At 67.6% G+C, this 24,353-nt stretch carries 24 protein-coding genes and 1 tRNA gene; 21 read left to right on the top strand and 4 right to left on the bottom strand.

From position 1 onward, the window contains the following. The first annotated feature begins 68 nt into the window (after positions 1–68). Positions 69–935 carry a tetratricopeptide repeat protein gene (locus W7S_RS06520; protein WP_008254762.1) on the top strand — a complete coding sequence of 289 codons (867 nt, stop codon included), beginning with the start codon at positions 69–71 and terminating at the stop codon, positions 933–935. Between the two features lie 16 nt (positions 936–951). Here W7S_RS06520 and W7S_RS06525 read toward each other — a convergent pair whose 3' ends face one another. Further along, a complete protein-coding gene (locus W7S_RS06525; RefSeq protein WP_008254764.1) occupies positions 952–2,670 on the bottom strand; it encodes a TrkA family potassium uptake protein in 1,719 nt (572 codons plus the stop codon). A 196-nt stretch (positions 2,671–2,866) separates the two neighbouring features. After that, positions 2,867–3,238, bottom strand: coding sequence for a nuclear transport factor 2 family protein (locus tag W7S_RS06530; protein ID WP_008254766.1), 372 nt, complete (start codon positions 3,236–3,238; stop codon positions 2,867–2,869). Between the two features lie 68 nt (positions 3,239–3,306). Between W7S_RS06530 and W7S_RS06535 the strand changes: the two genes are divergently transcribed. Both W7S_RS06535 and W7S_RS06540 read left to right on the top strand, forming a co-directional pair. Further along, positions 3,307–3,837, top strand: a complete 531-nt coding sequence (locus W7S_RS06535) for an NUDIX hydrolase (RefSeq protein WP_008254768.1) — start codon at positions 3,307–3,309, stop codon at positions 3,835–3,837. Positions 3,838–3,936: 99 nt separating this feature from the next. Further along, on the top strand, positions 3,937–4,407 hold the full coding sequence (locus W7S_RS06540) for a hypothetical protein (protein WP_008254770.1): 471 nt from the start codon (positions 3,937–3,939) through the stop codon (positions 4,405–4,407). 15 nt (positions 4,408–4,422) lie between these two features. Here W7S_RS06540 and W7S_RS06545 read toward each other — a convergent pair whose 3' ends face one another. Continuing rightward, a complete protein-coding gene (locus W7S_RS06545; protein WP_026071516.1) occupies positions 4,423–5,106 on the bottom strand; it encodes a hypothetical protein in 684 nt (227 codons plus the stop codon). A 175-nt stretch (positions 5,107–5,281) separates the two neighbouring features. Here W7S_RS06545 and W7S_RS06550 point away from each other — a divergent pair, with 175 nt between their 5' ends. Beyond that, positions 5,282–5,605 (top strand): hypothetical protein, encoded by a 324-nt coding sequence (locus W7S_RS06550; protein WP_008254773.1) that lies wholly within the window; start codon positions 5,282–5,284, stop codon positions 5,603–5,605. Positions 5,606–5,640: 35 nt separating this feature from the next. Here W7S_RS06550 and W7S_RS06555 read toward each other — a convergent pair. Next, a tRNA-Arg gene (locus W7S_RS06555) sits at positions 5,641–5,713 on the bottom strand. 115 nt (positions 5,714–5,828) lie between these two features. On the opposite strand from W7S_RS06555, the gene argS reads away from it, so the two are divergent. The 17 genes from argS to atpA all read left to right on the top strand — a co-directional run bounded on the left by argS (position 5,829) and on the right by atpA (position 24,349). After that, positions 5,829–7,481 (top strand): arginine--tRNA ligase, encoded by a 1,653-nt coding sequence (gene argS / locus W7S_RS06560; protein ID WP_008254775.1) that lies wholly within the window; start codon positions 5,829–5,831, stop codon positions 7,479–7,481. Further along, the gene (gene lysA, locus W7S_RS06565; RefSeq protein ID WP_008254777.1) at positions 7,478–8,896 is read left to right on the top strand and encodes a diaminopimelate decarboxylase; all 1,419 of its coding nucleotides are present in this window, start codon (positions 7,478–7,480) and stop codon (positions 8,894–8,896) included. Before argS ends, lysA begins: the two co-directional genes overlap by 4 nt. A gap of 4 nt (positions 8,897–8,900) precedes the next feature. After that, on the top strand, positions 8,901–10,226 hold the full coding sequence (locus tag W7S_RS06570; protein ID WP_008254778.1) for a homoserine dehydrogenase: 1,326 nt from the start codon (positions 8,901–8,903) through the stop codon (positions 10,224–10,226). Then, positions 10,223–11,305, top strand: coding sequence for a threonine synthase (gene thrC, locus W7S_RS06575; RefSeq protein ID WP_008254781.1), 1,083 nt, complete (start codon positions 10,223–10,225; stop codon positions 11,303–11,305). Before W7S_RS06570 ends, thrC begins: the two co-directional genes overlap by 4 nt. 76 nt (positions 11,306–11,381) lie before the next feature. Then, the gene (thrB, locus tag W7S_RS06580) at positions 11,382–12,329 is read left to right on the top strand and encodes a homoserine kinase (protein ID WP_168160313.1); all 948 of its coding nucleotides are present in this window, start codon (positions 11,382–11,384) and stop codon (positions 12,327–12,329) included. A 267-nt stretch (positions 12,330–12,596) separates the two neighbouring features. After that, positions 12,597–14,465 carry a transcription termination factor Rho gene (gene rho, locus W7S_RS06585; protein ID WP_008254784.1) on the top strand — a complete coding sequence of 623 codons (1,869 nt, stop codon included), beginning with the start codon at positions 12,597–12,599 and terminating at the stop codon, positions 14,463–14,465. Positions 14,466–14,630: 165 nt separating this feature from the next. Beyond that, on the top strand, positions 14,631–14,861 hold the full coding sequence (gene rpmE / locus W7S_RS06590; protein ID WP_008254787.1) for a 50S ribosomal protein L31: 231 nt from the start codon (positions 14,631–14,633) through the stop codon (positions 14,859–14,861). 99 nt (positions 14,862–14,960) lie between these two features. Then, positions 14,961–16,034, top strand: coding sequence for a peptide chain release factor 1 (gene prfA, locus W7S_RS06595; protein ID WP_008254789.1), 1,074 nt, complete (start codon positions 14,961–14,963; stop codon positions 16,032–16,034). 28 nt (positions 16,035–16,062) lie between these two features. Continuing rightward, a complete protein-coding gene (gene prmC, locus W7S_RS06600; protein ID WP_008254791.1) occupies positions 16,063–16,989 on the top strand; it encodes a peptide chain release factor N(5)-glutamine methyltransferase in 927 nt (308 codons plus the stop codon). A gap of 48 nt (positions 16,990–17,037) precedes the next feature. Next, positions 17,038–17,697, top strand: coding sequence for an L-threonylcarbamoyladenylate synthase (locus W7S_RS06605; RefSeq protein WP_008254793.1), 660 nt, complete (start codon positions 17,038–17,040; stop codon positions 17,695–17,697). Positions 17,698–17,758: 61 nt separating this feature from the next. Next, entirely contained in the window at positions 17,759–18,937 is a 1,179-nt protein-coding gene (gene rfe / locus W7S_RS06610) for a UDP-N-acetylglucosamine--decaprenyl-phosphate N-acetylglucosaminephosphotransferase (RefSeq protein WP_008254794.1), read from the top strand. Positions 18,938–19,153: 216 nt separating this feature from the next. Further along, the gene (locus W7S_RS06615; RefSeq protein WP_008254797.1) at positions 19,154–19,648 is read left to right on the top strand and encodes an ATP synthase subunit I; all 495 of its coding nucleotides are present in this window, start codon (positions 19,154–19,156) and stop codon (positions 19,646–19,648) included. Further along, complete coding sequence (gene atpB / locus W7S_RS06620; protein ID WP_008254800.1) at positions 19,641–20,399, top strand: F0F1 ATP synthase subunit A; 759 nt, start codon at positions 19,641–19,643, stop codon at positions 20,397–20,399. The genes W7S_RS06615 and atpB overlap by 8 nt, the downstream gene beginning before the upstream one ends. An 84-nt stretch (positions 20,400–20,483) precedes the next feature. Further along, a complete protein-coding gene (locus W7S_RS06625) occupies positions 20,484–20,732 on the top strand; it encodes a F0F1 ATP synthase subunit C (RefSeq protein ID WP_024636915.1) in 249 nt (82 codons plus the stop codon). Between the two features lie 9 nt (positions 20,733–20,741). Next, on the top strand, positions 20,742–21,275 hold the full coding sequence (locus tag W7S_RS06630) for a F0F1 ATP synthase subunit B (protein WP_008254811.1): 534 nt from the start codon (positions 20,742–20,744) through the stop codon (positions 21,273–21,275). A 7-nt stretch (positions 21,276–21,282) separates the two neighbouring features. After that, a complete protein-coding gene (locus tag W7S_RS06635) occupies positions 21,283–22,623 on the top strand; it encodes a F0F1 ATP synthase subunit B/delta (RefSeq protein ID WP_008254814.1) in 1,341 nt (446 codons plus the stop codon). 70 nt (positions 22,624–22,693) lie between these two features. Then, complete coding sequence (atpA, locus tag W7S_RS06640) at positions 22,694–24,349, top strand: F0F1 ATP synthase subunit alpha (protein ID WP_008254816.1); 1,656 nt, start codon at positions 22,694–22,696, stop codon at positions 24,347–24,349. Positions 24,350–24,353: the final 4 nt, after the last annotated feature.

Consider the following 24,353-nt stretch of genomic DNA (forward strand, 5'->3'; position numbering starts at 1 on the left):
CCAGCTCGGGCCGAGCGGCGGCACAGGGTGAATTGCCGCATCGGCGCCGCGGGGTTTTCATTAGCGACATGACGCAGCAGGAGTTGCCCGCCCCGCTGGCCGAAATGACCGGGCTGATGGCGCAGTGCGCGAACAACGGCGATTTCGCCGGGGCCGCGCTGCAGGCGAACGAGCTGGTGACCCTGTGCCGGGCAACGCTGGGGGAGCGCGATCCCAACGTCCTCGAGCTCAAGGTGGCGCTGGCCACCGTGCAGCTGCGGGCGGGCGAGGACGCCGCCGTCTACGCCGACCTAAAGGAGTTGATACCCGATCTCGTCGAGGTGCTCGGTCGCGATCACCTGAGCACCTTGACCGCGCGCCACCTGCTGGCCGGTCGCCAACAAGCGCCGGTGTCGTCGCTGTCCGAATGGTCGCAGCTCGTCGCCGACGAACAGCGGATTCTGGGGCCCGACCACGAGAGCACGCTGATGGCCCGCGAGAGGGTCGCCGAGAAGCGTTGGGAGACCGGTGATTTCGCCGGAGCTATGACCGAGGGCCAACATGTGCTCGCCGCGCGGCGGCGGGTGCTCGGCGACGACCACGCCGACACCCTCGGGACGCGGTTGATGCTGGCGATCTGGCGAGGGCGGGCCGGTGACATCCCCGCGGCGATCACCGAACTCGAGTGGCTGATCGGCGAGCTGCGCGACAAGCTGGGCAGCGACCACGTTCATCTGCTCATGGCGCGGCACATGTTCACGCTGTGGGCCCCGAACCGGGCCGGCGTGACGGACGGGGTCACCGCATGGGAGGCGCTGGTCGAGGAGGAATCCCGCGTCCTCGGCGACGAGCATCCGGTGACAATCGCGGCCCGCCAGGAATTGGCCGGCTGGTGTGCCCGGCACCGCGCCCGCGCGGGCGAACCCGACACCCCGGTGGACTGGTCCGCCTCCTGACCTGGATGTGCGGGCGTCAGGTCGCCGCTTTGTCCGCCGGGCGCTCGTCGTCGACGGCAGGCTCCTGCGGTGGCTGCCCCTTGCGCAGCGTCTCCAGCAGCTCCCGGTACGGCCCGACCAGGTAGACGGTGTCGCCGCCGCGAAGCCAGGCGTCGCGGCGCGGGTGTAGCTCGACCGGGGCGTCCCGACGGGTGATGGCGATGACCCGGGTCTGGGTGGACATTTCGAACATCCGCAGCCCGTCGAGTTCGCTGCCGGCCGCCACGTGCATGGCGCCGACCATGAAGGATCGCTGCCCGACCGAGAACGTGCCCAGCACCTGCAAACCCATCGCGGCACCGATGAACCACGGGGCGGCCAGGTCGACCGTCGACCGGACGTTCTCGAACCCGAACCGCTTGGCCACCGCGTCGCCCAGCGTGCGGTCGTAGATGCGCAGCACGATCGGCACGTCGGGCCGGTTGACCTCGGGCATCACCCGGGGACCCAGCATCTCGCGCAGCACGATGCCGATCTCGATGTTGACCATGTCGTCCTGAGTCAGCACGGCCACGGCGCGGGCGCGGTCGACGCGGGCCGACTCCAGCGTCTGGCGCAGCGTGGCGTCCCCGAAGATCACCGGCACGTCGAGTTCGGCCGCGGTCGACAGGAACCGGTTGTTCTCGTCGCGTTCGATCACCGCGACGTCGTATCCGGCCGCGGTCAGATCGCCGACGACGCGGCTGCCGAAGGACCCCAGCCCCACCACGATGATGTGGTCGCGCAGGTGGCGCGCCCGCCGGACGCCGGCCGATTGCAGGACGCGGCGCGACAACAGCAAGTCCGCCACGAAGGCGACGAGCAGCGCGGTGGTGGTCACGCCGGCGAACATCAGGCCGACGGCGAAGATGCGTAGCCACGCGGATTGTTGGGCGAAGGTGAATTCGCCGTATCCCACAGTGGTGATGGTCTCCGCGGTGAAATACATTGCGTCAAGCCAGGACAGGCGCGGCTTCGTGTAGGAGAAGTGCACGACGATCGTCGACGCGAGCAGCAGGGTGAGCGCGAGCAGCATGGCGGGGAAGAGCAGGGGGTTGACGTCGTCGCGCATTGCGCGTGCGGCGTCCGAGGCCCGCCGCACCCACGAGCGGCGCGAGCGCGTCGCGGTCGGCCGGGGCGTCTTGATGCCGCGGGCGGCCAGTTCGTCGGCGCTGCCGATCATGGCGGTCCAATCACCGGCGCGCACCCGATGGTCGCGGCCCGGACAGGGCACCACCTCGCCGGGGGTGGCGGCGTCCTGGCCGTGGATCACGGCCACCGGTGCCAGGTCGCCGTAGATCTCTCGAAGGGTCGCGTCGCGTGGCGCCTCGGCGCCCGACACGACGAAGTTGATGCCGGCCGCCTCGACCGGGTGGGTGTTGCTCGCCAGGCACGCCTCGACGACCGACGGCGCCGCGAGGTCGGCGACATCGAGGATGGCCCCGGGGCCGTTGTCGGCGGCCACCGCTCCCCGCAGCACGTCGTTGCCCAACCGGGCGACCACGCGCAGATTCGGATTCGTTTTCCTTGCCAATAAAGCGTTTTCGAGATTCTTGGCGTCGTCACGCCCGGCGCAGACGATGGCGCTTGCTTGGGTGAGGTCCGCGCCGGTGAGGTCCTCGCTCGGCAGCTTGACGACTGTGGCGCCCGCGCGGTTCAGTTCCGTGGCGATCGTGGTCGCGAGCACGTCGTCGCCGCTGACGATGATGCCACCCATAAACCCCACCTCTGATGACATTGGCGCTCACGTGTTGCTATGACTATCGGGCACCGTGCCGGTTGACGCCAGTGCGACATGTGCTCAAGCGCGAATTGATTGGGCGGGCGGGCGGGCGGTGGGCCGCGGCCAAAGGCACTGCGATCGTGGGTGCGAATCCGAGTTAAGCCATATGCCAACGGGATTGGCGACCGGGCTACAACACCTGGACGTCAGCCGGTGACCAGAAGGCGCGCATCGACGTGATTTTGGCGTCCGCGTCGAACGACATCGTCGAGATGGGGGAGATTCGGGTGCGGCTGTCACCGGCGTCGAGCGTGAGGTGCCAGAAGAAGGCGGCTTCGCTGCCGGAGACCCGCAATTCGGCGAGTTCGGTGTCCTTCTTGGCGTCTTGGAATCCCGCATAGAACGCGCGGATGGCGTCATGCCCGCGGCGAATGTCGGCGCCGATCGGATCCTCGATGGTGGCATCGGCGGCGTAGAGGGTCACGATGTCGTCGGCGGTGCCCGTGGCGACGAGCGCGAGGTAGCGATTGACGGTCTCGGTGATGGCTTGCGGGGACGGCATGGATTCGGACGCTACTCCCTCGCCATCGCCACCGCTTCGGGTGCGGTGTGCACGGCAATACTGGCGGCGTGACGTTCATCGAATGCCTCGCGAGCCGCGAGATCTACCGGAATCCGTGGATGGTGCTGCGCGAGGATGACATCCGCCGCCCGGACGGCAGCACCGGCCTCTACGGCGTCGTCGACAAGCCGGGCTACGCGCTCGTGATGCCCTATGACGGGCGACGCTTCCGGTTGGTCGAGCAGTTTCGCTACCCCATCGGGGAGCGGCGTTGGGAGTTTCCCCAAGGCACCGCCCCGGACCTGGCCGACGCCGACCCGGCCGAGTTGGCCTCGCGTGAGCTGCGCGAGGAAACCGGATTGCGCGCAACGACGTTCGAGGCGCTCGGCGAGCTCGACGCGGCCCCGGGGATGACCAGTCAGCGCGGCTGGGTGTTTCTGGCCACGGGCATCATCGAGGGCGAAGCCGACCGCGAACACGAGGAACAGGACATGCGCAGCGCGTGGTTCGCCCGCGACGAGGTGGAGCGGATGATCCGCGAGGGCGTCATCGCCGACGCGCAGTCGATCGCCGCCTACGGACTGTTCCTGTTGCGCTGAAAACCGTGATCGTGTCCTCGCCGAGATCACACCGCGTCATCGGACGCTCACCATTGACCGATGCGACCGAGGCTTCGGGTAGTTGCGGTCCTCGCAGCCGTGACTGCCTCGGTCGCCGGCGCCCCCGCCGTCTGCGCCCATGCGGTGTCGCCGTCGTGGAACGGCAAATACTCACTGGTGCGGTATGCGGCCGGCAAAACCGGCACCAGCGTCGCCGCGACGCAGGCCGAAGCCACGTTCAGCGCCGACTACGTCTTCACCACCGCATGCTCGTCGGGCCGGTGTGTGGCCACCGCCACCGACGGGCCCACGCCCAAGAATCCGACCCTGCCCCAGCCGTCGCGCTACACCTGGGACGGGGCGAAATGGGTGGAGCGCTTCGACTTTCAGTGGGATTGCTATATGGGCGAGGGCGCGCCGAAGGTGTGGGCGCCCGCGCGGTCGTGGGCCTTCTACACGCCGCAGGCGGACGGATCGTTGCGCGGTGTCTGGCACACCGACATCAACGGCGGCCCGTGCCGCGGAACGGTCGAAATGCCGGTGGCGGCGTTTGCCGCCGGGACGGCCTGACGAAGGCGACGCCGATCAATCCGGCGCGCTGGTCATGGAGGCGATGTAATACACCTCGTGACCGGTCGGATAGCCGCCACCGTCGGTGGCGATGTGGACGTGGTCGTAATGGTTGGCGGTCTCCGAGCCCAGGTCGGCCGTCCAGTTGCCCCCGCCGACGCCCGGGTAGATCTTCTGGCGCCAGATCACGTGATTGATGCCCCAGCGCTTGGCGTTCGCCAGCGCATACCCGGCGATCTGGTTGCCGAGGTCGATGCCCTCGGGGGTGTGGAAGTTCGGGATCATCACGTCGATCGCCAACCCCTTGGGATGCCACGGCAGCGGGTCCTCCCGATACCCGTAGATCGTCTTGATCTGCGGAAAGAGCACTCCGATCGCGCGGGCCGCCCAGATGGTCTTGACCTGTAGCCGATCCTCGGACGCGACGCCGCGGGGCAACGCGAGCTGGAACTGCTGGCCGGCGGAGGGGGCGGGTGGTGCCAGGGCGGTGAGCGCCTCCACCTCCGCGGGACTGGCGGTGTGCGGTGGGCTGGGTGGCGGGGCCGCCGCCGCGGTGGCGCTGGTGGGGGCCGCCGCCGGCGTCTCGGCGCAACACCGCGGCTTGGTGCCCTGGGCGTGGATCATGGCGGCCGAGACGACGAGCGACGCCGCGACCGCCAGCCATCGGCCAGCGCCCTTGGCGAACACTCTCACGCCCACGGCCAGCAGCTTAATGTCGCCTGTGACCTGTGTGGCGGTGTTTTCAGAAGACGGGCGTGCGACGCGTCGTTCGAGCGAATGTGACCGTCTGGCCTACAGCAGAAGTGGGTAAACAACGCACTAGCGCGCGGCGCAGAAGTTCGAGAGCGAGTCACCGGTCGAAAGGCGGCAGCACATGGTTCGTCACGAGGGGGGCCGATGGGACGTCGGAATCAAGGCCGCCGCGGTCTACGTCGAGCGCATCTCGGACAGCGACGAGCGCCTTTTCGAGGATTCGTTGGCCGCCGAGGAGGCGCGCGACCTGGCGGGGCTGCTGACGAAGTATGCGGACAAGCTCGACGAGGCGACGTATTCCGATAAGGCCAAGGAGTCCGGCGAGGGCGAGGAGTCTGCCAAGGCCGAGGAGTCCGACGAGTCCGACGAGTCCGAAAAGGCGGAGAAGTCAGAGGACTCCGACGGGCCAGAGGACTCCGATGAGTCGGACAAGTCGTCGGATTAAGCGCAAAAGTACCATCTGACCTGCGGTAACACCGGTGCCCCCGGCAGGATTCGAACCTGCGGCCTTCTGCTCCGGAGGCAGACGCTCTATCCCCTGAGCTACGGGGGCGCTACAACTTTGTTGTTGCACCATTGGGCTCCGACAGACTAGCGCATCCAGGCGGCCGCCCCGCCACCGCAACGGATTCGGGGCGCGGGCATGCGAGCCAATAGGATGGACGCTCGTGACCCCCGCTGACCTCGCTGAGCTGCTCAAAAACACCGCCGCCGCGGTGCTGGCCGAGCGCGGGCTGGACGCTGCCATGCTGCCGGCGACGGTGACCGTCGAGCGGCCCCGCAATCCCGAGCACGGCGATTACGCCAGCAACCTGGCGATGCAGCTGGGCAAAAAGGTCGGTGCCAACCCCCGCGAGCTCGCCGGATGGCTCGCCGAGGCACTCGCGCAGGCCGACGGCGTCGCTTCCGCGGAGGTGGCCGGACCGGGCTTCATCAACCTGCGCCTCGAGGCGTCGGCGCAGGCGGTCGTGGTCAACAACGTCATCGACGGCGGCGCTCGCTACGGCCATTCCGACGCGCTGGCCGGTCACCACATCAACCTGGAGTTCGTCTCGGCCAACCCGACCGGGCCGATCCACATCGGCGGAACCCGCTGGGCCGCGGTCGGCGACGCGCTGGGCCGGCTGCTGTCCACCCAGGGCGCCGACGTGGTGCGCGAATACTATTTCAACGACCACGGCGCCCAGATCGACCGCTTCGCCAGCTCGCTGATCGCCGCGGCCAAGGGCGAACCCACCCCGGAAGACGGCTACGCGGGCGCCTACATCAACGACATCGCCGCCCAGATCGTGCAGAAGGCCCCCGACGCGCTGAGCCTGCCCGCCCCCGAGATGCACGAGACCTTCCGCGCCATCGGCGTCGACCTGATGTTCACCCACATCAAGGAGTCGTTGCACGAATTCGGCACCGACTTCGACGTCTACACCCACGAAGACGCGATGCACACCAGCGGACGGGTCGACGAGGCCCTCGCCAAGCTGCGCGAGACCGGCAACATCTACGAGAAGGACGGCGCAACATGGTTGCGCGCCAGTGCCTTTGGTGATGACAAGGATCGCGTCGTGATCAAGAGCGACGGGAAGCCCGCCTACATCGCCGGGGACATCGCCTACTACCTGGACAAGCGGCAACGCGGCTTCGACCTGTGCATCTACATGCTCGGCGCCGACCACCACGGGTACATCGCCCGCCTCAAGGCGGTCGCCGCCGCCCTCGGCGAGGACCCGGCCACCGTCGAGGTGCTCATCGGCCAGATGGTCAACTTGGTCCGCGACGGCCAGCCGGTCCGGATGAGCAAGCGCGCCGGAACCGTGCTCACCCTCGACGATCTCGTCGAGGCGATCGGCGTCGACGCCGCCCGCTACAGCCTGATCCGGTCCTCGGTGGACACCCCGATCGACATCGACCTCGCGCTGTGGTCGTCGGCGTCCAACGAAAACCCGGTCTATTACGTGCAATACGCGCACGCCCGGCTCTCGGCGCTGGCCCGCAACGCCGCCGAACTCGGTCTCATCCCCGACACCGGGAACCTCGGGCTGCTCGACCACGACAAGGAGGGGACGCTGTTGCGCACCCTCGGCGAATTCCCGCGGGTGCTCACGACGGCGTCGTCGCTGCGCGAACCGCACCGGATCTGCCGCTACCTGGAAGACCTCGCCGGCGACTACCACCGGTTCTACGACTCCTGCCGGGTGCTGCCGCAGGGCGACGAGCAGCCCACCGATCTGCACACCGCGCGCCTGGCGCTGTGCCAGGCGACCCGCCAGGTGATCGCCAACGGCTTGGCGATACTCGGCGTCACTGCCCCGGAGCGAATGTGAACGTTCATCCCGCCGGTCCTCGGCACGCCGAAGAGACCCGCCACGCCGACAGCCCGCCGCGGCCGCAATCCGCCGAGGAGCTGCTGCTGTTGGCGCCAAACGTGTGGCCCCGCAACACGACTCGCGATGAAGGCGGAGTCGCCAGCATCGCGGGGGTAGCGGTGACCGACCTCGCCCAGGAGTACGGCACCCCGCTGTTCGTCGTCGACGAGGACGATTTCCGGTCCCGCTGCCGCGAGATCGCGTCGGCGTTCGGTGGGGGCAAGAACGTGCACTATGCCGCGAAAGCCTTTCTGTGCAGCGAGATCGCGCGCTGGATCGACGAGGAAGGCCTGTCGCTCGACGTGTGCACCGGCGGCGAGCTGGCCGTTGCGCTGCACGCCAACTTCCCGCCGGAGCGGATCACCTTCCACGGCAACAACAAGTCAGTCGCGGAATTGACCGCGGCGGTCAAAGCCGGTGTCGGCCACGTCGTTTTGGACTCGATGACCGAGATCGAGCGTCTGAATACCATTGCGGGCGAGGCGGGTATCGTCCAGGACGTCTTCGTCCGTCTCACGGTCGGTGTCGAAGCACACACCCATGAGTTCATCTCGACCGCACACGAGGACCAGAAGTTCGGACTGTCCGTGGCCAGCGGCGCGGCGTTGGCCGCCGTCGGCCGGGTATTCGAAGCCGAACACCTGCGGGTGGTCGGTCTGCACAGCCACATCGGTTCGCAGATCTTCGACGTCGCCGGCTTCGAACTCGCCGCGCGCCGTGTCCTCGGCCTGCTGCACGAGGCCGTCGAGCAGTTCGGCGTCGACAAGACCGCGCAGATCTCGACCGTGGATCTCGGTGGCGGACTTGGTATCTCGTATCTGGCCGCGGACGACCCGCCGCCGATGGGCGAACTGGCCGCCAAGTTGAGCGCGATCGTGAAGAACGAGTCGGAGGCTGTCGGGCTGCCGACACCGCGGCTGGTCGTCGAGCCCGGACGAGCCATCGCCGGACCGGGCACCATCACCCTCTACGAGGTGGGCACCGTCAAGGACGTGGACGTCAGTGCCACGGCACACCGGCGCTATGTCAGCGTCGACGGCGGCATGAGCGACAACATCCGCACCGCCCTGTATGACGCCCAATACGACGCCAGGCTGGTCTCCCGGCTCAGCGATGCGCCCGCGGAGCTGGCGCGTGTTGTCGGAAAGCATTGCGAGAGCGGCGATATCGTCGTGCGCGACACGTGGGTGCCCGGCGACCTGCATCCCGGCGACCTGATCGGGGTGGCCGCCACCGGCGCCTACTGCTATTCGTTGTCGAGTCGGTACAACATGGTCTGCCGTCCCGCCGTCGTCGCGGTGCGTGACGGGCGCGCGCGCCTGCTCCTGCGCCGCGAGACGGTCGACGATCTGCTGAGTCTGGAAGTGAGGTGAACTGGTGCCGCGTGAGGAAAAGCCGGTCGGTGTAGCGGTACTCGGGTTGGGCAACGTCGGCAGCGAAGTCGTCCGAATCATCGAGGAAAGCGCCGATGACCTCGCGGCCCGCGTCGGCGCGCCCCTGGTGCTGCGCGGCGTCGGAGTGCGCCGCGTCGCCGACGACCGTGGCGTTCCCGCCGAGCTGCTCACCGACGACATCGAAGGGCTCGCCGCGCGCGATGACGTCGACATCGTCGTGGAGCTCATGGGACCGGTCGAGCCGTCCCGCAAGGCCATCCTGTGCGCCCTCGAACACGGCAAATCGGTCGTCACGGCGAACAAGGCGCTGCTGTCCATCTCCACCGGCGAGCTGGCGCAGGCGGCCGAAAGCGCGCATGTCGACCTGTATTTCGAGGCGGCGGTGGCGGGCGCGATTCCCGTCATCCGGCCGCTCACCCAGTCGCTTGCGGGCGACACGGTGTTGCGGGTCGCGGGCATCGTCAACGGCACCACGAACTACATCCTGTCCGCGATGGACAGCACCGGCGCCGACTACGACACCGCGCTGGCCGAGGCCAGCGCGCTCGGCTACGCCGAGGCCGACCCCACCGCCGACGTCGAGGGATACGACGCCGCCGCCAAGGCCGCGATCCTGGCGTCCATCGCGTTCCACACGCGGGTGATCGCCGACGACGTCTATCGCGAGGGCATCACCAAGGTCACGCCGGCCGACTTCGAGTCCGCCCGTGCGCTGGGCTGCACCATCAAGCTGCTGTCCATCTGCGAGCGCATCACGGACGGCGATGGCCAGGAGCGGGTCTCGGCCCGCGTCTATCCGGCTTTGGTGCCGCTGTCGCATCCTCTGGCCACGGTCAACGGGGCGTTCAACGCGGTCGTGGTCGAGGCCAAGGCCTCCGGAAGGCTGATGTTCTACGGCCAGGGCGCCGGCGGCGCGCCGACCGCGTCCGCCGTGGCCGGGGACCTGGTGATGGCCGCGCGCAACCGCGTGCTGGGCAGCCGCGGGCCGCGGGAATCCAAGTACGCCCAACTCCCCGTAGCCCCAATGGGTTTGATCTCCACGCGCTACTACGTCAGCATGAACGTGGCGGACAAGCCCGGCGTGTTGTCCTCGGTGGCAGCCGAATTCGCCAAACGCGAGGTCAGCATCGCCGAGGTGCGGCAGGAGGGCGTCGCGGACGAGGGCGGACGACGGGTGGGGGCACGGATCGTCGTGGTCACCCACCGCGCCACGGACGCCGCGCTGTCCGAAACCGTCGACGCGCTCGCCGACCTCGATGCCGTGCAGAGCGTGACGAGCGTGCTGCGACTGGAAGGGACCACCCTATGAGCGCGCCGCGCACCGCCGTCCACCAGCCCTGGCCCGGGCTCATCGAGGCCTACCGGGACCGGTTGCCGGTGGGCGACGACTGGACCCCGGTCACCCTGCTCGAGGGCGGCACCCCGCTGATCGCGGCGACCCGCCTGTCGGAAAAGACCGGCTGCACAGTCCATCTCAAGGTCGAGGGCCTCAATCCCACCGGCTCCTTCAAAGACCGGGGGATGACGATGGCGGTCACCGATGCGGTGGCGCGCGGCCAACAGGCCGTGTTGTGCGCCTCGACCGGCAACACCTCGGCGTCGGCGGCGGCCTATGCCGCCCGCGCCGGGATCACCTGCGCGGTGCTGATCCCGCAGGGCAAGATCGCGATGGGCAAGCTGGCGCAGGCGGTGATGCACGGCGCCAAGATCATCCAGATCGACGGCAACTTCGACGACTGCCTGGAACTGGCCCGAAAGATGGCCGCCGACTTCCCGACGATCTCCTTGGTCAATTCGGTCAACCCGGTGCGCATCGAGGGCCAGAAGACGGCCGCGTTCGAGATCGTCGACGCGCTCGGCGCAGCGCCGGACGTGCACGCCCTTCCGGTCGGCAACGCGGGCAACATCACCGCGTACTGGAAGGGATACACCGAGTATCACCACGAGGGCCTGATCGAAAAGCTGCCGCGGATGCTGGGCACCCAGGCGGCCGGCGCGGCCCCCCTGGTGAACGGTGCGCCGGTCAAGAACCCGGAAACGATTGCGACCGCGATCCGCATCGGCGCGCCCGCGTCGTGGACGGCCGCGGTCGACGCGCAGCGCCAATCCAACGGCCGCTTCCTGGCGGCCACCGACGAGGAGATCCTGGCCGCCTACCACCTGGTGGCCGAGTCCGAAGGTGTCTTCGTCGAACCCGCCTCGGCGGCCAGCATCGCGGGTCTGCTCAAGGCCGTCGACGACGGCTGGGTGGCCCGCGGGTCGACGGTCGTGTGCACGGTGACGGGCAACGGGCTCAAGGATCCCGACACGGCACTACGGGATATGCCCACCGTGACCGCGCTGCCGGTTGATCCGGTCCTGGTCGTCGAAAAACTGGGGCTGGCGTAGTGCGGTCACCGAGCGTGGGGCCTATGGACGAATTCCAGGCAGGCCACGTACATAGCGCCCACACTCGGCGGTCACGTTGGTGACCTCGATGCTGCCCGCCGGGCTGGTAGCCACCGCCGTGGTTTCGGCCTCCAGCGCAAACCTCGGGCCGGGCTTCGACAGCATCGGTCTGGCGTTGAGTCTGTGCGACGAAATCACCGTGGAGACAACTTCTTCCGGCTTGGTCGTCACGGTAGAGGGGGAAGGTGCCGGCCAACTGCCGGTGGACGCCGACCATCTGGTGGTGCGCGCCCTCGAGCGCGGCCTGCAAGCTGTCGGGGTCCGCGCCCCCGGGCTGGTGGTGCGGTGCCGCAACGCCATCCCCCATTCCCGCGGCCTGGGCTCGTCAGCGGCGGCGGTGGTGGGCGGGCTTGCGGCCGCGAACGGCCTTGTCGCGCAGACGGATTGGCAGACGCTCGACGACACCCAGCTGATTCAATTGTCCTCGGACTTCGAGGGTCATCCCGACAACGCGGCGGCGGCCGTGCTGGGCGGTGCGGTCGTGTCGTGGGTCGACCGCAGCGGTGATCACCCGCGGTACGCGGCGGTGCCGCTGCGGCTTCACCCCGACATCCACCTGTACTGCGCCGTTCCCGAGGAACGCTCCCTGACGGCCGAGACCCGCGTGCTGCTGCCGGCGCAGGTCAGCCATGACGACGCACGCTTCAACGTCAGCCGCACCGCGTTGCTGGTGGTCGCGCTGACCGAACGCCCGGACCTGCTCATGGCGGCCACCGAAGATGTGCTCCACCAGCCGCAGCGCGCACCGGCCATGCCCGCCTCGGCGGAATATTTGCGGCTGCTGCGGCGTCATAACGTGGCAGCGACGCTGTCCGGGGCCGGTCCATCGGTGATCGCGATGACCACGGCGGCGGGGTTGCCCCCGGAGGCGGTGGAGTACGCCGCCACAAGCGGATTTGCCCTCATCAAGATGGCCACCGGCGAACGAGTTCGCTGGAGTCCGGGAGTCACCGTCGCGGGTTGATCAACAGCGTGGCCGGAGGGTTTGCTTGCTTCCAGCAGGGATGGGGGCTATCCTCGGAGCCGTCCAGCAATCGCAGCATCTGCATCTGCATCCATACTGCCTTGCCGCTAGGACAACACCAATTCTTCTTGTGGACGAGGTTCGCCGTTTACTCCGCCGATCCAGGCGATCACCGTTGCAGAGTCGATGATTGGGCGCACTCGGCAATTTGGCTGAATGCAACGAACCCCCCGTATGACGTGATCATTGGGGGAAGAAAGGAACTCCGTGACTGATACGGACCTGTTCACGGCTGGCGAAAACACTGACGCCAATCAACTGTCTAATGCCGTGACCACCGACACTCCCGACGCGAAGACGAACGCTTCGGCCGGCGCCCTGTCCACCATGGTGCTGCCCGAGCTACGCGCGCTGGCTAACCAGGTCGGCGTCAAAGGGACGTCGGGAATGCGTAAGAACGAACTGATCGCCGCGATCAAAGAAGTCAGGGGACAGGCCAACGGCGTGCCCGCCAACGGCACGAAGTCCACTGAGGACAGCGGCAAGCCGGACACCAAAGACGACGACACCAAAGACACCAAGGACGACAACGGCGCTGACGCACCGGCGGCCAAGGAAGGCCAGAACGGCGCGGCCCCCACCGAGGCGCCCCGCCGCGAACGACGCGGCGCTTCCCGCGACGCGGGATCGACCGACCGCGCCAACGAGGATGCCGATCGCGAGCGCGCCGGCGGCCGAGATGGCGGCGCCACCGGCGAGACCGACGGCCGCGAAGGCAAGCAGGACAAAGACAACCAGAACGAGAACCGCGGCCAGGGTGGCGGGAGCGAGGATCAACAGGGCTCCGGCGGCCAGCAGGGCCGTGGCGGGTCGAACCAGCAGGACGACGACGGCGAAGGACGCGGCGGCCGGCGGGGACGCCGCTTCCGCGACCGCCGGCGCCGGGGCGAGCGCTCCGGAGAGGGCGGCGACGCCGAACTGCGCGAGGACGACGTCGTCCAGCCGGTAGCCGGCATTCTTGACGTCCTCGACAATTACGCGTTCGTGCGCACCTCCGGCTACCTGGCCGGGCCCCATGACGTTTACGTGTCGATGAACATGGTGCGCAAGAACGGCCTGCGCCGCGGTGACGCCGTCACCGGCGCGGTGCGCGTGCCGAAGGAAGGCGAGCAGCCCAACCAGCGGCAGAAGTTCAACCCGCTGGTACGCCTGGACAGCGTCAACGGCGGCTCGGTCGAGGACGCCAAGAAGCGCCCCGATTTCTCCAAGCTGACGCCGCTGTATCCCAACCAGCGTCTTCGCCTGGAAACCACGCCCGACCGGCTGACCACGCGGGTCATCGACCTGATCATGCCGATCGGGAAGGGCCAGCGTGCGCTGATCGTGTCGCCGCCCAAGGCGGGTAAGACGACGATCCTGCAGGACATCGCCAACGCGATCACCAAGAACAACCCGGAATGCCACCTCATGGTCGTGCTCGTCGACGAGCGGCCCGAGGAGGTCACCGACATGCAGCGTTCGGTCAAGGGTGAGGTCATCTCCTCGACCTTCGACCGGCCGCCGTCCGATCACACCCAGGCCGCCGAGCTGGCCATCGAGCGGGCCAAGCGGCTCGTCGAGCAGGGCAAGGACGTCGTCGTGCTGCTGGACTCGATCACACGCCTCGGGCGCGCCTACAACAACGCCTCGCCGGCGTCGGGCCGCATCCTGTCCGGTGGTGTCGACTCCACCGCGCTGTACCCGCCCAAGCGCTTCCTGGGCGCCGCGCGCAACATCGAGGAGGGCGGCTCGCTGACCATCATCGCCACCGCGATGGTCGAGACGGGGTCCACCGGTGACACGGTCATCTTCGAGGAGTTCAAGGGCACCGGTAACGCCGAGCTCAAGCTGGACCGCAAGATCTCCGAACGCCGGGTCTTCCCGGCGGTCGACGTGAACCCCTCCGGCACCCGTAAGGACGAACTGCTGCTGTCGCCGGACGAGTTCGGCATCGTGCACAAGCTGCGCCGCGTGCTGTCGGGCCTGGATTCCCACCAGGCCATCGACCTGCTGATGTCGCAGCTGCGCAAGACGAAGACCAACTACGAGTTCCTGGTCCAGGTGTCCAAGACGACGCCCGGGATGGACAACGACTAGGGGGACCGTCGCTCCCGCTAAACCACGCACAAGACACGCCGGGCGCCAGCGCCGTGATTTAAGTTCGCGGCGACCGCCCCGGGAATGGCGAAGCCCATCCCGCTGTTTTGGGGCATGACGGTTGACCCGGCATAATCGGACGCTGAAACGATCGAAGAGGACACCATGAAAGCTGACATTCACCCCGCCTACGCGGAGACCACCGTGCTCTGCGGATGCGGCAACACCTTCCAGACGCGCAGCACCAAAGAGGGTGGCCACATCACCGTCGAGGTCTGCTCGCAGTGCCACCCCTTCTACACCGGCAAGCAGAAGATCCTGGACAGCGGTGGCCGGGTCGCCCGCTTCGAGAAGCGCTACGGCAAGCGCAAGGCCGGAGCCGCTGCCGACAAATAGCTCGGTTACCGACGCCCGAACTGTGCGTGCAGTCGCACAGGCCGGGCGTCGGTTTGCGTTTGCGGCAGTGACGGGCGACAACGGGGCAGGAGGTGTGGCATGACGAAGCCGGTACAGACCATTGACGTGCTGCTGGCCGAGCACGCCGACCTCGAGCGACGGCTGGCCGACCCCGAACTGCACAGCAACCCCGACGAGGCCCGCAAGGCCGGACGGCGCTTCGCGCGGCTGGCCCCGATCGTCGGCACCTACCGCAAGCTGATGGCCGCCCGTGACGACCTCGAGGCCGCGCGCGAACTGGCCGCCGACGACGATTCCTTCGCCGCCGAGGCGAGCGATCTGGAATCCCGGGTGGCCGAGTTGGACACCCAGCTCACCGACATGCTGGCCCCGCGCGACCCGCACGACGCCGACGACATCGTGCTCGAGGTCAAATCCGGTGAGGGCGGGGAAGAGTCGGCGCTGTTCGCCGCCGACCTGGCCCGGATGTACATTCGCTACGCCGAGCGGCACGGCTGGACCGTCACCGTGCTGGACGAAACCACCTCGGACCTCGGCGGTTACAAGGACGCGACGCTGTCCATCGCCAGCAAGGGCGATTCGGCCGACGGGGTCTGGTCGCGGATGAAGTTCGAGGGCGGGGTGCACCGGGTTCAACGCGTCCCGGTGACGGAATCCCAAGGCCGCGTTCACACTTCGGCGGCGGGTGTGCTCGTGTATCCCGAACCCGAAGAAATCGGCGAGGTGCAGATCGACGAGTCGGACCTGCGCATCGACGTCTACCGTTCGTCGGGCAAGGGCGGCCAGGGTGTCAACACCACCGACTCCGCGGTGCGGATCACGCACTTGCCCACCGGAATCGTGGTCACCTGTCAAAACGAGCGCTCGCAGCTACAGAACAAGGCGCGGGCGCTGCAGGTTCTGGCGGCGCGCCTGCAGTCCTTGGCCGAAGAACAGGCGCTGGCGGACGCGTCGGCGGACCGGGCCAGCCAGATCCGCACGGTGGACCGCAGCGAGCGCATCCGCACCTACAACTTCCCGGAGAACCGGATCGCCGACCACCGCATCAACTTCAAGTCGCACAATCTCGATCAAGTGCTCGACGGCGACCTGGATGCGTTGTTCGATGCCCTGGCCGCGGCCGACAAGCAAAGCCGGCTGCAACAAGCATGACGTCCCAGCGGCGACGCGGAGCGAAGCGATGAGGAGCGGGACACGCCAGCTCAGCCTGCGGCGCGCGATCGACGATGCGACGGCCACCCTCGCCGAAGCGGGAATCGACTCCGCGCGTTGGGATGCCGAGCAGCTGGCCGCGCACCTGGCGGGCATCGACCGCGGTCGCCTGGCGTTGCTCGAATCGCCCGGCGAGGACTTTCTCGGACGGTACCGCGACGCGGTGGCCGTCCGTTCGCGACGCGTGCCGCTGCAGCATCTGCTGGGGACGGCGGCATTCGGTCCGGTGCAGCTGCGCGTCGGCCCCGGCGTGTTCATACCCCGCCCCGAAACCGAGGCCCTGCTGGAATGGGCCCGCGCGCAACGACTTGCGCCCCGGCCGGTCATCGTCGACCTGTGCACCGGGTCCGGCGCTTTGGCGGTGGCGCTGGCCCACCACCGGGCCGAATTGGGGCAGGAGGCACGAATCGTCGCTCTCGACAACTCCGACGCCGCCCTCGAGTACGCGCGCGGTAACGCTGAGGGCACGGCGGTCGAGATCGTGCGGGCCGACGTCACCGAACCCGGTCTGCTTCCGCAACTGGACGGAAGGGTCGACCTGATCGTGGCCAACCCGCCCTATGTTCCCGAAGGCGCCGTGCTGGACCCTGAAGTCGCCCAACATGATCCCTACCAGGCGGTGTTCGGCGGGCCGGACGGTCTGGCGGTGATTGCTCCGATAGTGCGCCTCGCCGGCCGTTGGCTGCGTCCCGGGGGGCTGATCGGCATCGAGCATGACGACACCACCTCGCGCGAGACCATGGAATTGTTCGTTCGCACCGGGCTTTTCGAGGACGTCCAGGCGCGTCAGGACTTGACCGGCCGGCCGCGGTTCGTGACGGCGAGGAGGAGTGGCGCCAATGACGCGCGTCGCGACGATGCAGAGCGCAGCGATGAGGAGGAGTGGCGCCGATGACGCGCGTCGCGACGATGCAGAGCGCAGCGATGAGGAGGAGTGGCGTCAATGACCGACGTCTTTGACTGCGCCGATCCCGAGCAGCGCGCGCTCGGAATCGCCGCGGCGGCAGGAGCTCTCAAGGGCGGGCGGCTCGTGGTCATGCCGACCGACACGGTGTACGGCATCGGTGCCGACGCGTTCAACAGCGCCGCGGTCTCGGCGCTGCTCTCGGCGAAGGGGCGTGGGCGCGACATGCCGGTGGGCGTGCTGGTCGGCTCCTGGCACACCATCGAGGGGCTCGTCTACACCATGCCGGACGGCGCCCGCGACCTGATCCGCGCGTTCTGGCCGGGCGCGCTCAGCCTGGTGGTCACACAGGCGCCGTCGTTGCAGTGGGACCTCGGCGATGCCCGCGGCACCGTGATGCTGCGGATGCCGCTGCACCCGGTCGCCATCGAACTCCTGCGTGAAGTGGGACCGCTGGCGGTCTCGAGCGCCAACATCTCCGGCCGTACGGCCGCCGTGGACGCCGGTGAGGCGCGAGATCAACTCGGCGATCTCGTCGACGTCTACCTGGAAGCGGGTCCGTCCGAGCAGGGCGCCGCCTCCACGATCGTGGACCTGACCGGACCCACGCCACGCATCCTGCGGCCGGGCCCGGTCAGCGCGGAGCGCATCGCCGAAGTCCTCGGTGTCGATCCTGAGGGCCTGACCGCCGAGGCCTGACTGGAGCGGTTGTCGCGAGCTCCCAGGTTTGTGCACTACGGTCTCGTTGGTGTCCAGCGACATGACCAACCTTGCCGGTGGTTTGCTCGCCCTTTCTGACCGCGGCGCCGGTGTTCCGCTACGCGAGCTGGCGCTGGTGGGACTCACCGCGGCGATCATCACCTATTTCGCCACCGGACCGGTCCGCGTGCTGGCGACCCGGCTGGGCGCCGTCGCCTACCCTCGGGAGCGCGACGTACATGTCACACCCACCCCGCGCATGGGCGGGCTGGCGATGTTTCTCGGCGTCGTCACCGCGGTGTTCCTGGCCTCCCAGCTTCCCGCGCTCACCCGCGGGTTCGTCTACTCCACGGGCATGCCAGCGGTCCTGGTGGCCGGCGCGGTCATCATGGGGATCGGGCTGATCGACGACCGGTGGGGCCTGGACGCCCTGACCAAGTTCGCCGGCCAGATCACCGCGGCCAGCGTGCTGGTCACCATGGGTGTGGCCTGGAGCGTCCTGTACATCCCCATGGGCGGGGTCGGCACCATCGTGCTCGACCAGGCGTCGTCGATCCTGCTGACGCTGGCGCTCACCGTATCGGTGGTCAACGCGATGAACTTCGTCGACGGGCTCGACGGTCTGGCCGCCGGGCTGGGCCTGATCACCGCGTTGGCGATCTGCATGTTCTCGGTCGGGCTGCTCCGCGACCACGGCGGCGACGTCCTCTTCTATCCGCCGGCGGTGATCTCGGTGGTGCTCGCGGGGGCGTGTCTGGGCTTTCTGCCGCACAACTTTCATCGCGCCAAGATCTTCATGGGCGACTCCGGCTCGATGCTGATCGGCTTGATGCTGGCCGCCGCCTCCACGACGGCGGCCGGCCCCGTTTCGCAAAACGCCTACGGCGCCCGCGACGTGTTCGCCCTGCTGTCACCGTTCCTGCTGGTCGCGGCCGTCATCTTCGTGCCGATGCTCGATTTGCTGCTGGCGATCGTGCGCCGCACCCGCGCGGGCCGCAGCGCGTTCAGCCCCGACAAGATGCATCTGCATCACCGGTTGCTGCAGATCGGCCATTCCCACCGCCGCGTGGTGTTGCTGATTTATCTGTGGGTCGGCATCGTCGCGTTCGGCGCGGCGAGCACGATCTTTTTCCGCCCCCGCGACACCGCCGCGGTGATGCTGGGCGCCATCGTGGTCGCCGGCGTCGCGACGGCGATCCCGCTCTTGCGCCGGGGTGACGACTACTACGACGAGGGGTAGTAGTAGGGGCGTGTTGTGTGGTACGGTCCAGGTAGAACCCCAAAAAGCCGCACAGGCGACCGGCCCCTCGGAGGCTCATCCGATCGGGCTGGTTCAAGACCGGCCTCGGGAGATACCCCTTGGGTGATTCAACTGTGACGTGCGATACGCTCGGCGGACCACCGATCAGTCGGTCGAGGGGTTCCCGTTTCACCAACCTGGGATTGAGGTGCTGCAGTGACGACACCAGCGCAGGACGCGCCGTTGGTGTTTCCCTCTGTTGCTTTCCGTCCGGTTCGGCTCTTCGCGATCAGCATTGCCATCACGGCGGTGGCGGTGCTCGCAGCCGGGCTGTCCGGTCACCTGATGGTTGGCGTCTTCTTCGGGATCGGGCTGCTGCTGGGTTTGCTCAATGCGGTACTGGTGCGTCGCTCCGTTGAGTCGATCACCGCGAAGGATCACCCGCTGAAAAGGTCGATGGCCGTCAACTCGGCGTCTCGGCTGGCCATCATCACCGTCATCGGGCTGATCATCGCCTACGTCTTCCGGCCCGCCGGCCTGGGCGTGGTGTTCGGATTGGCGCTTTTCCAGATCCTCTTGGTGGCATCGACGGCGCTGCCGGTGTGGAAGAAGCTGCGCGCCGGCGACTGGGTGGAATCCGCGGACGGTGCCGGAGGCGGCGTCAACGCAGGATCGGAAGGTACGGAAGGAAGGAACACCACCGATGCCTGAGACGACGTTCCTGGCCGAAGGTGCGATCGAGGTCGGCGAACACAACCACGCCACCTGGCTCGGCATGACCGTCAACACCGACACCATCATGTCGACGGGGATCGCCGCGCTGATCGTGCTCGCGCTGGCCTTCTTCCTGCGGGCGAAGATCACCTCGACCGGTGTCCCCAGCGGTGTTCAGTTGTTCTGGGAAGCCATCACGGTCCAGATGCGCGACCAGATCGAGAGCGCGGTCGGCATGCGGATCGCGCCGTTCGTGTTGCCGCTGGCCGTCACCATCTTTGTGTTCATCCTGATCTCCAACTGGCTGTCGGTGCTCCCGCTGCAGTACACCGACGCCTCCGGGCACACCACCGAGCTGCTGAAGTCGGCGGCGGCGGACATCAATTACGTTCTGGCGCTGGCCCTTTTCGTCTTTGTCTGCTACCACGTGGCCGGCATCTGGCGCCGCGGCGTCGTCGGACACCCCCTCGCCGTGCTCAAGGGCCACGTGGCGTTCCTGGCGCCGATCAACGTCGTCGAGGAGCTGGCCAAGCCAATCTCGTTGTCGCTGCGACTTTTCGGCAACATCTTCGCCGGCGGCATCCTGGTCGCGCTGATCGCGCTGTTCCCGCCGTACATCATGTGGGCGCCCAACGCGATCTGGAAGGCCTTCGACCTGTTCGTCGGGGCGATCCAGGCCTTCATCTTCTCGATTCTGACCATCTTGTACTTCAGTCAAGCCATGGAGATCGAGGATCACCATGACTAAAGCCACCATGAATTGTTTTGTCCCACGCACCATTACAGAGGCCTGGTAGACCCCTACCAGATATCAAGGAGGATAAGAATGGCTCTGGACCCCCAAGTCGCTGCCGCTGCACTCATCGGCGGTGGACTCATCATGGGCGGCGGCGCGATCGGTGCCGGTATCGGTGACGGTATCGCCGGTAACGCGCTGGTTTCCGGGATCGCCCGGCAGCCCGAGGCGCAAGGTCGGCTGTTCACGCCGTTCTTCATCACCGTCGGTCTGGTTGAGGCGGCCTACTTCATCAACCTGGCCTTCATGGCGCTGTTCGTCTTCGCAACACCCGTCGGCACCTAGTTCGCTGTGATGGGTGACGCGAGCCTGAGCGTTCTGGCGTCCGGCCAGGTGGTGGCAGAGGGAGGCAACAACTTCCTCGTTCCCAACGGCACCTTCTTCTTCGTGCTGGCCATCTTCCTGATCGTGCTGGCCGTCATCGGCACGTTCGTCGTGCCGCCGGTCATGAAGGTGTTGCGCGAACGCGACGCCATGGTTGCCAAGACGGCCGCCGACACCAAGAAGGCGGCCGAGCAGTTCGAGGCCGCCCAGGCCGATTACGAAGAAGCCATGACCGAAGCCCGAGTGCAGGCGTCGTCGTTACGCGACAACGCGCGCGCCGAGGGCCGTAAGGTCGTGGAAGAGGCGCGGGCCCGGGCCGAGCAAGAGGTGTCCTCGACGTTGCAGCTGGCCGCCCAGCAACTGAAGCGGGAAAGGGACGCCGTGGAACTGGATCTGCGTGCCAACGTGGCGTCCATGGCGGCGACGTTGGCCAGTCGCATCCTCGGCGTCGACGTCGCCCCCGCTGCAGCGACCACATCCGCAACCAAGACATCCGGACGGTAATCGAAGTATGTCGACTTTCATCGGCCAGTTGGTGGGCTTTGCGGCCATCGTGTTCCTGGTGGTGCGTTATGTCGTGCCGCCGGTGCGTCGGTTGATGGCCGCGCGGCAGGCCACGGTGCGCCAGCAATTGAAGGACGCGGCCGCGGCGAGCGATCGGTTGACCGAGTCGACCACCGCCCACAGCAAGGCCGTGGAGGACGCCAAGGCAGAGTCGAAACGCGTTGTCGAAGAGGCGGAGTCGGACTCCAAGCGCATCACCGAGCAGTTGTCGGCCCAGGCCGGTGTCGAGGCGGAACGCATCAAGTCGCAGGGCGGCCGCCAGGTCGACCTGCTGCGTACCCAGCTGAGTCGTCAGCTGCGCCTGGAACTCGGTCACGAAGCGGTGCGCCAGGCCGGCGAGCTGGTGCGTAACTTCGTCGCCGACTCCGCACAGCAATCGGCCACCGTGGATCGATTCCTCGACGACCTCGACGCGATGGCGCCCGCCTCGGCGGATGTCCAGTATCCGCTGATGACCAAGATGCGCTCGTCGAGCCGTGTCGCGCTGACCAACCTCTCGGAGTGGTTCAGCACCATCACCAAAGACCTTGACAACAAGGGACTTTCCACCCTGTCCGGCGAACTCGTCTCCGTGGCGCAGATGCTGGACCGCGAAATCGTTGTCACCCGGTACCTCACCGTGCCCGCCGAGGACGCGGAACCCAGGACCCGGTTGATCGAGCGGTTGCTCGCCGGCCAGGTCGGCGACGCTACCCTCGACGTTCTGCGCTCGGCCGTATCGGAGCGCTGGTCGGCCAGTTCCGACCTCATCGACGCCCTCGAGCATGTCTCGCGGCAGGCGCTGCTCGAAGTCGCCGAACGTGAGGACAAGGTCGACGAGATCGAGGAACAACTGTTCCGGTTCTCGCGCATCCTGGACGCGCAACCACGACTGGCGATCTTGTTGGGCGACTACGCCGTTCCGGTGGAAGGCCGAGTTGCGTTGCTGCGCAAGGTGCTCGACAGCGCGAGCACCAAGGTTCATCCGATCGCGGCCGCGCTGCTGACCCAGACGGTCGAGTTGCTCAGGGGCCAGCCGGCCGAGGAGGCCATCCAGTTCCTCGCAGAGGTCGCGGTGGCGCGCCGCGGCGAAGTCGTCGCGCAGGTCAGCGCCGCGGCCGACCTGAGCGACGCCCAGCGCACCCGCCTGACCGAGGTGCTCAGCCGCATCTATGGTCACCCGGTGGCGGTGCAGCTGCAGATCGACAGCGAACTGCTGGGCGGGCTGCTCATCTCGGTGGCCGACGAAGTGATCGACGGAACGCTCGCGTCCCGGCTGACCGCGGCCGAGGCGCAGTTGCCCGACTGACCACCCCAGACCAACCACAAATCCATCCCGACGCACGCGTTACGAAGATCAAGTAGGAAGACGAAAAGCCATGGCCGAGTTGACAATCTCCGCTGGTGACATTCAGAGCGCCATCGAGGAGTACGTAGGCTCTTTCACCTCCGACACCGCCCGCGAAGAGGTCGGTACCGTCGTCGACGCCGGTGACGGCATCGCCCACGTCGAAGGCCTGCCGTCCGTGATGACCCAGGAACTTCTCGAGTTCCCCGGCGGCGTGCTCGGCGTCGCGCTCAACCTCGACGAGCACAACGTCGGCGCGGTGATCCTGGGTGACTTCGAGAAGATCGAAGAGGGCCAGCAGGTCAAGCGCACCGGCGAGGTCCTCTCGGTCCCCGTCGGCGACGCGTTCCTGGGCCGCGTGGTCAACCCGCTGGGCCAGCCGATCGACGGTCAGGGCGACATCGAAACCGACGTCCGGCGCGCCCTGGAGATCCAGGCGCCCTCGGTGGTTCAGCGGCAAAGCGTGAAAGAGCCCCTGCAGACCGGGATCAAGGCCATCGACGCGATGACGCCGATCGGCCGCGGCCAGCGCCAGCTGATCATCGGCGACCGCAAGACCGGCAAGACCGCCGTCTGCGTCGACACCATCCTCAACCAACGGCAGAACTGGGAGTCCGGCGACGAGCGCAAGCAGGTGCGCTGCGTCTACGTGGCCATCGGCCAGAAGGGCACCACGATCGCCTCGGTCCGGCGCGCGCTCGAAGAGGGTGGTGCGATGGACTACACCACCATCGTCGCGGCGCCGGCGTCCGACTCGGCCGGGTTCAAATGGCTTGCGCCCTACACCGGTTCGGCGATCGCCCAGCACTGGATGTACGACGGCAAGCACGTGCTGATCGTCTTCGACGACCTGAGCAAGCAGGCCGAGGCATACCGCGCGATCTCGCTGCTGCTGCGCCGCCCGCCCGGCCGCGAGGCCTACCCGGGTGACGTGTTCTACCTGCACTCAAGGCTTTTGGAGCGTTGCGCCAAGCTTTCCGACGAACTCGGTGGCGGCTCGCTGACCGGTCTGCCGATCATCGAGACCAAGGCCAACGACATTTCGGCCTACATCCCCACCAACGTCATCTCGATCACCGACGGGCAGTGCTTCCTCGAGTCCGACCTGTTCAACCAGGGTGTGCGGCCGGCCATCAACGTCGGTGTCTCGGTGTCCCGCGTGGGCGGCGCCGCCCAGATCAAGGCGATGAAGGAAGTGGCGGGCTCGCTGCGTTTGGACCTCTCGCAATTCCGCGAATTGGAATCGTTCGCGGCCTTCGCCTCCGACCTCGACGCGACGTCGAAGGCCCAGCTGGACCGTGGCGCGCGGCTGGTGGAGCTGCTCAAGCAGCCCCAGTACCAGCCCATGCCCGTCGAGGAGCAGGTGATCTCGATCTTCCTCGGCACCGGTGGCCACCTGGACTCGGTGCCCGTTGAGGACGTCCGGCGCTTCGAAACCGAATTGCTGGACCACATCCGGGCCTCCGAAGAGAAACTCCTGTCGGGGATCCGCGACACCCAGAAGCTCTCCGACGAGGCGGCCGAAGAACTCGAGAAGGTCATCAACAACTTCAAGAAGGGCTTCGCCGCCACCGGTGGTGGATCGGTGGTGCCCGACGAGCACGTCGAGGCGCTCGATGAGGGCGAGCTCGAAAAGGAATCGGTGAAGGTCACCAAGCCCGCACCCAAGAAGAAGGCAAAGAAGTAGCAAC

Origin of the sequence: Mycobacterium sp. MOTT36Y (assembly GCF_000262165.1) — a bacterium.
Classification (GTDB): domain Bacteria; phylum Actinomycetota; class Actinomycetes; order Mycobacteriales; family Mycobacteriaceae; genus Mycobacterium; species Mycobacterium intracellulare.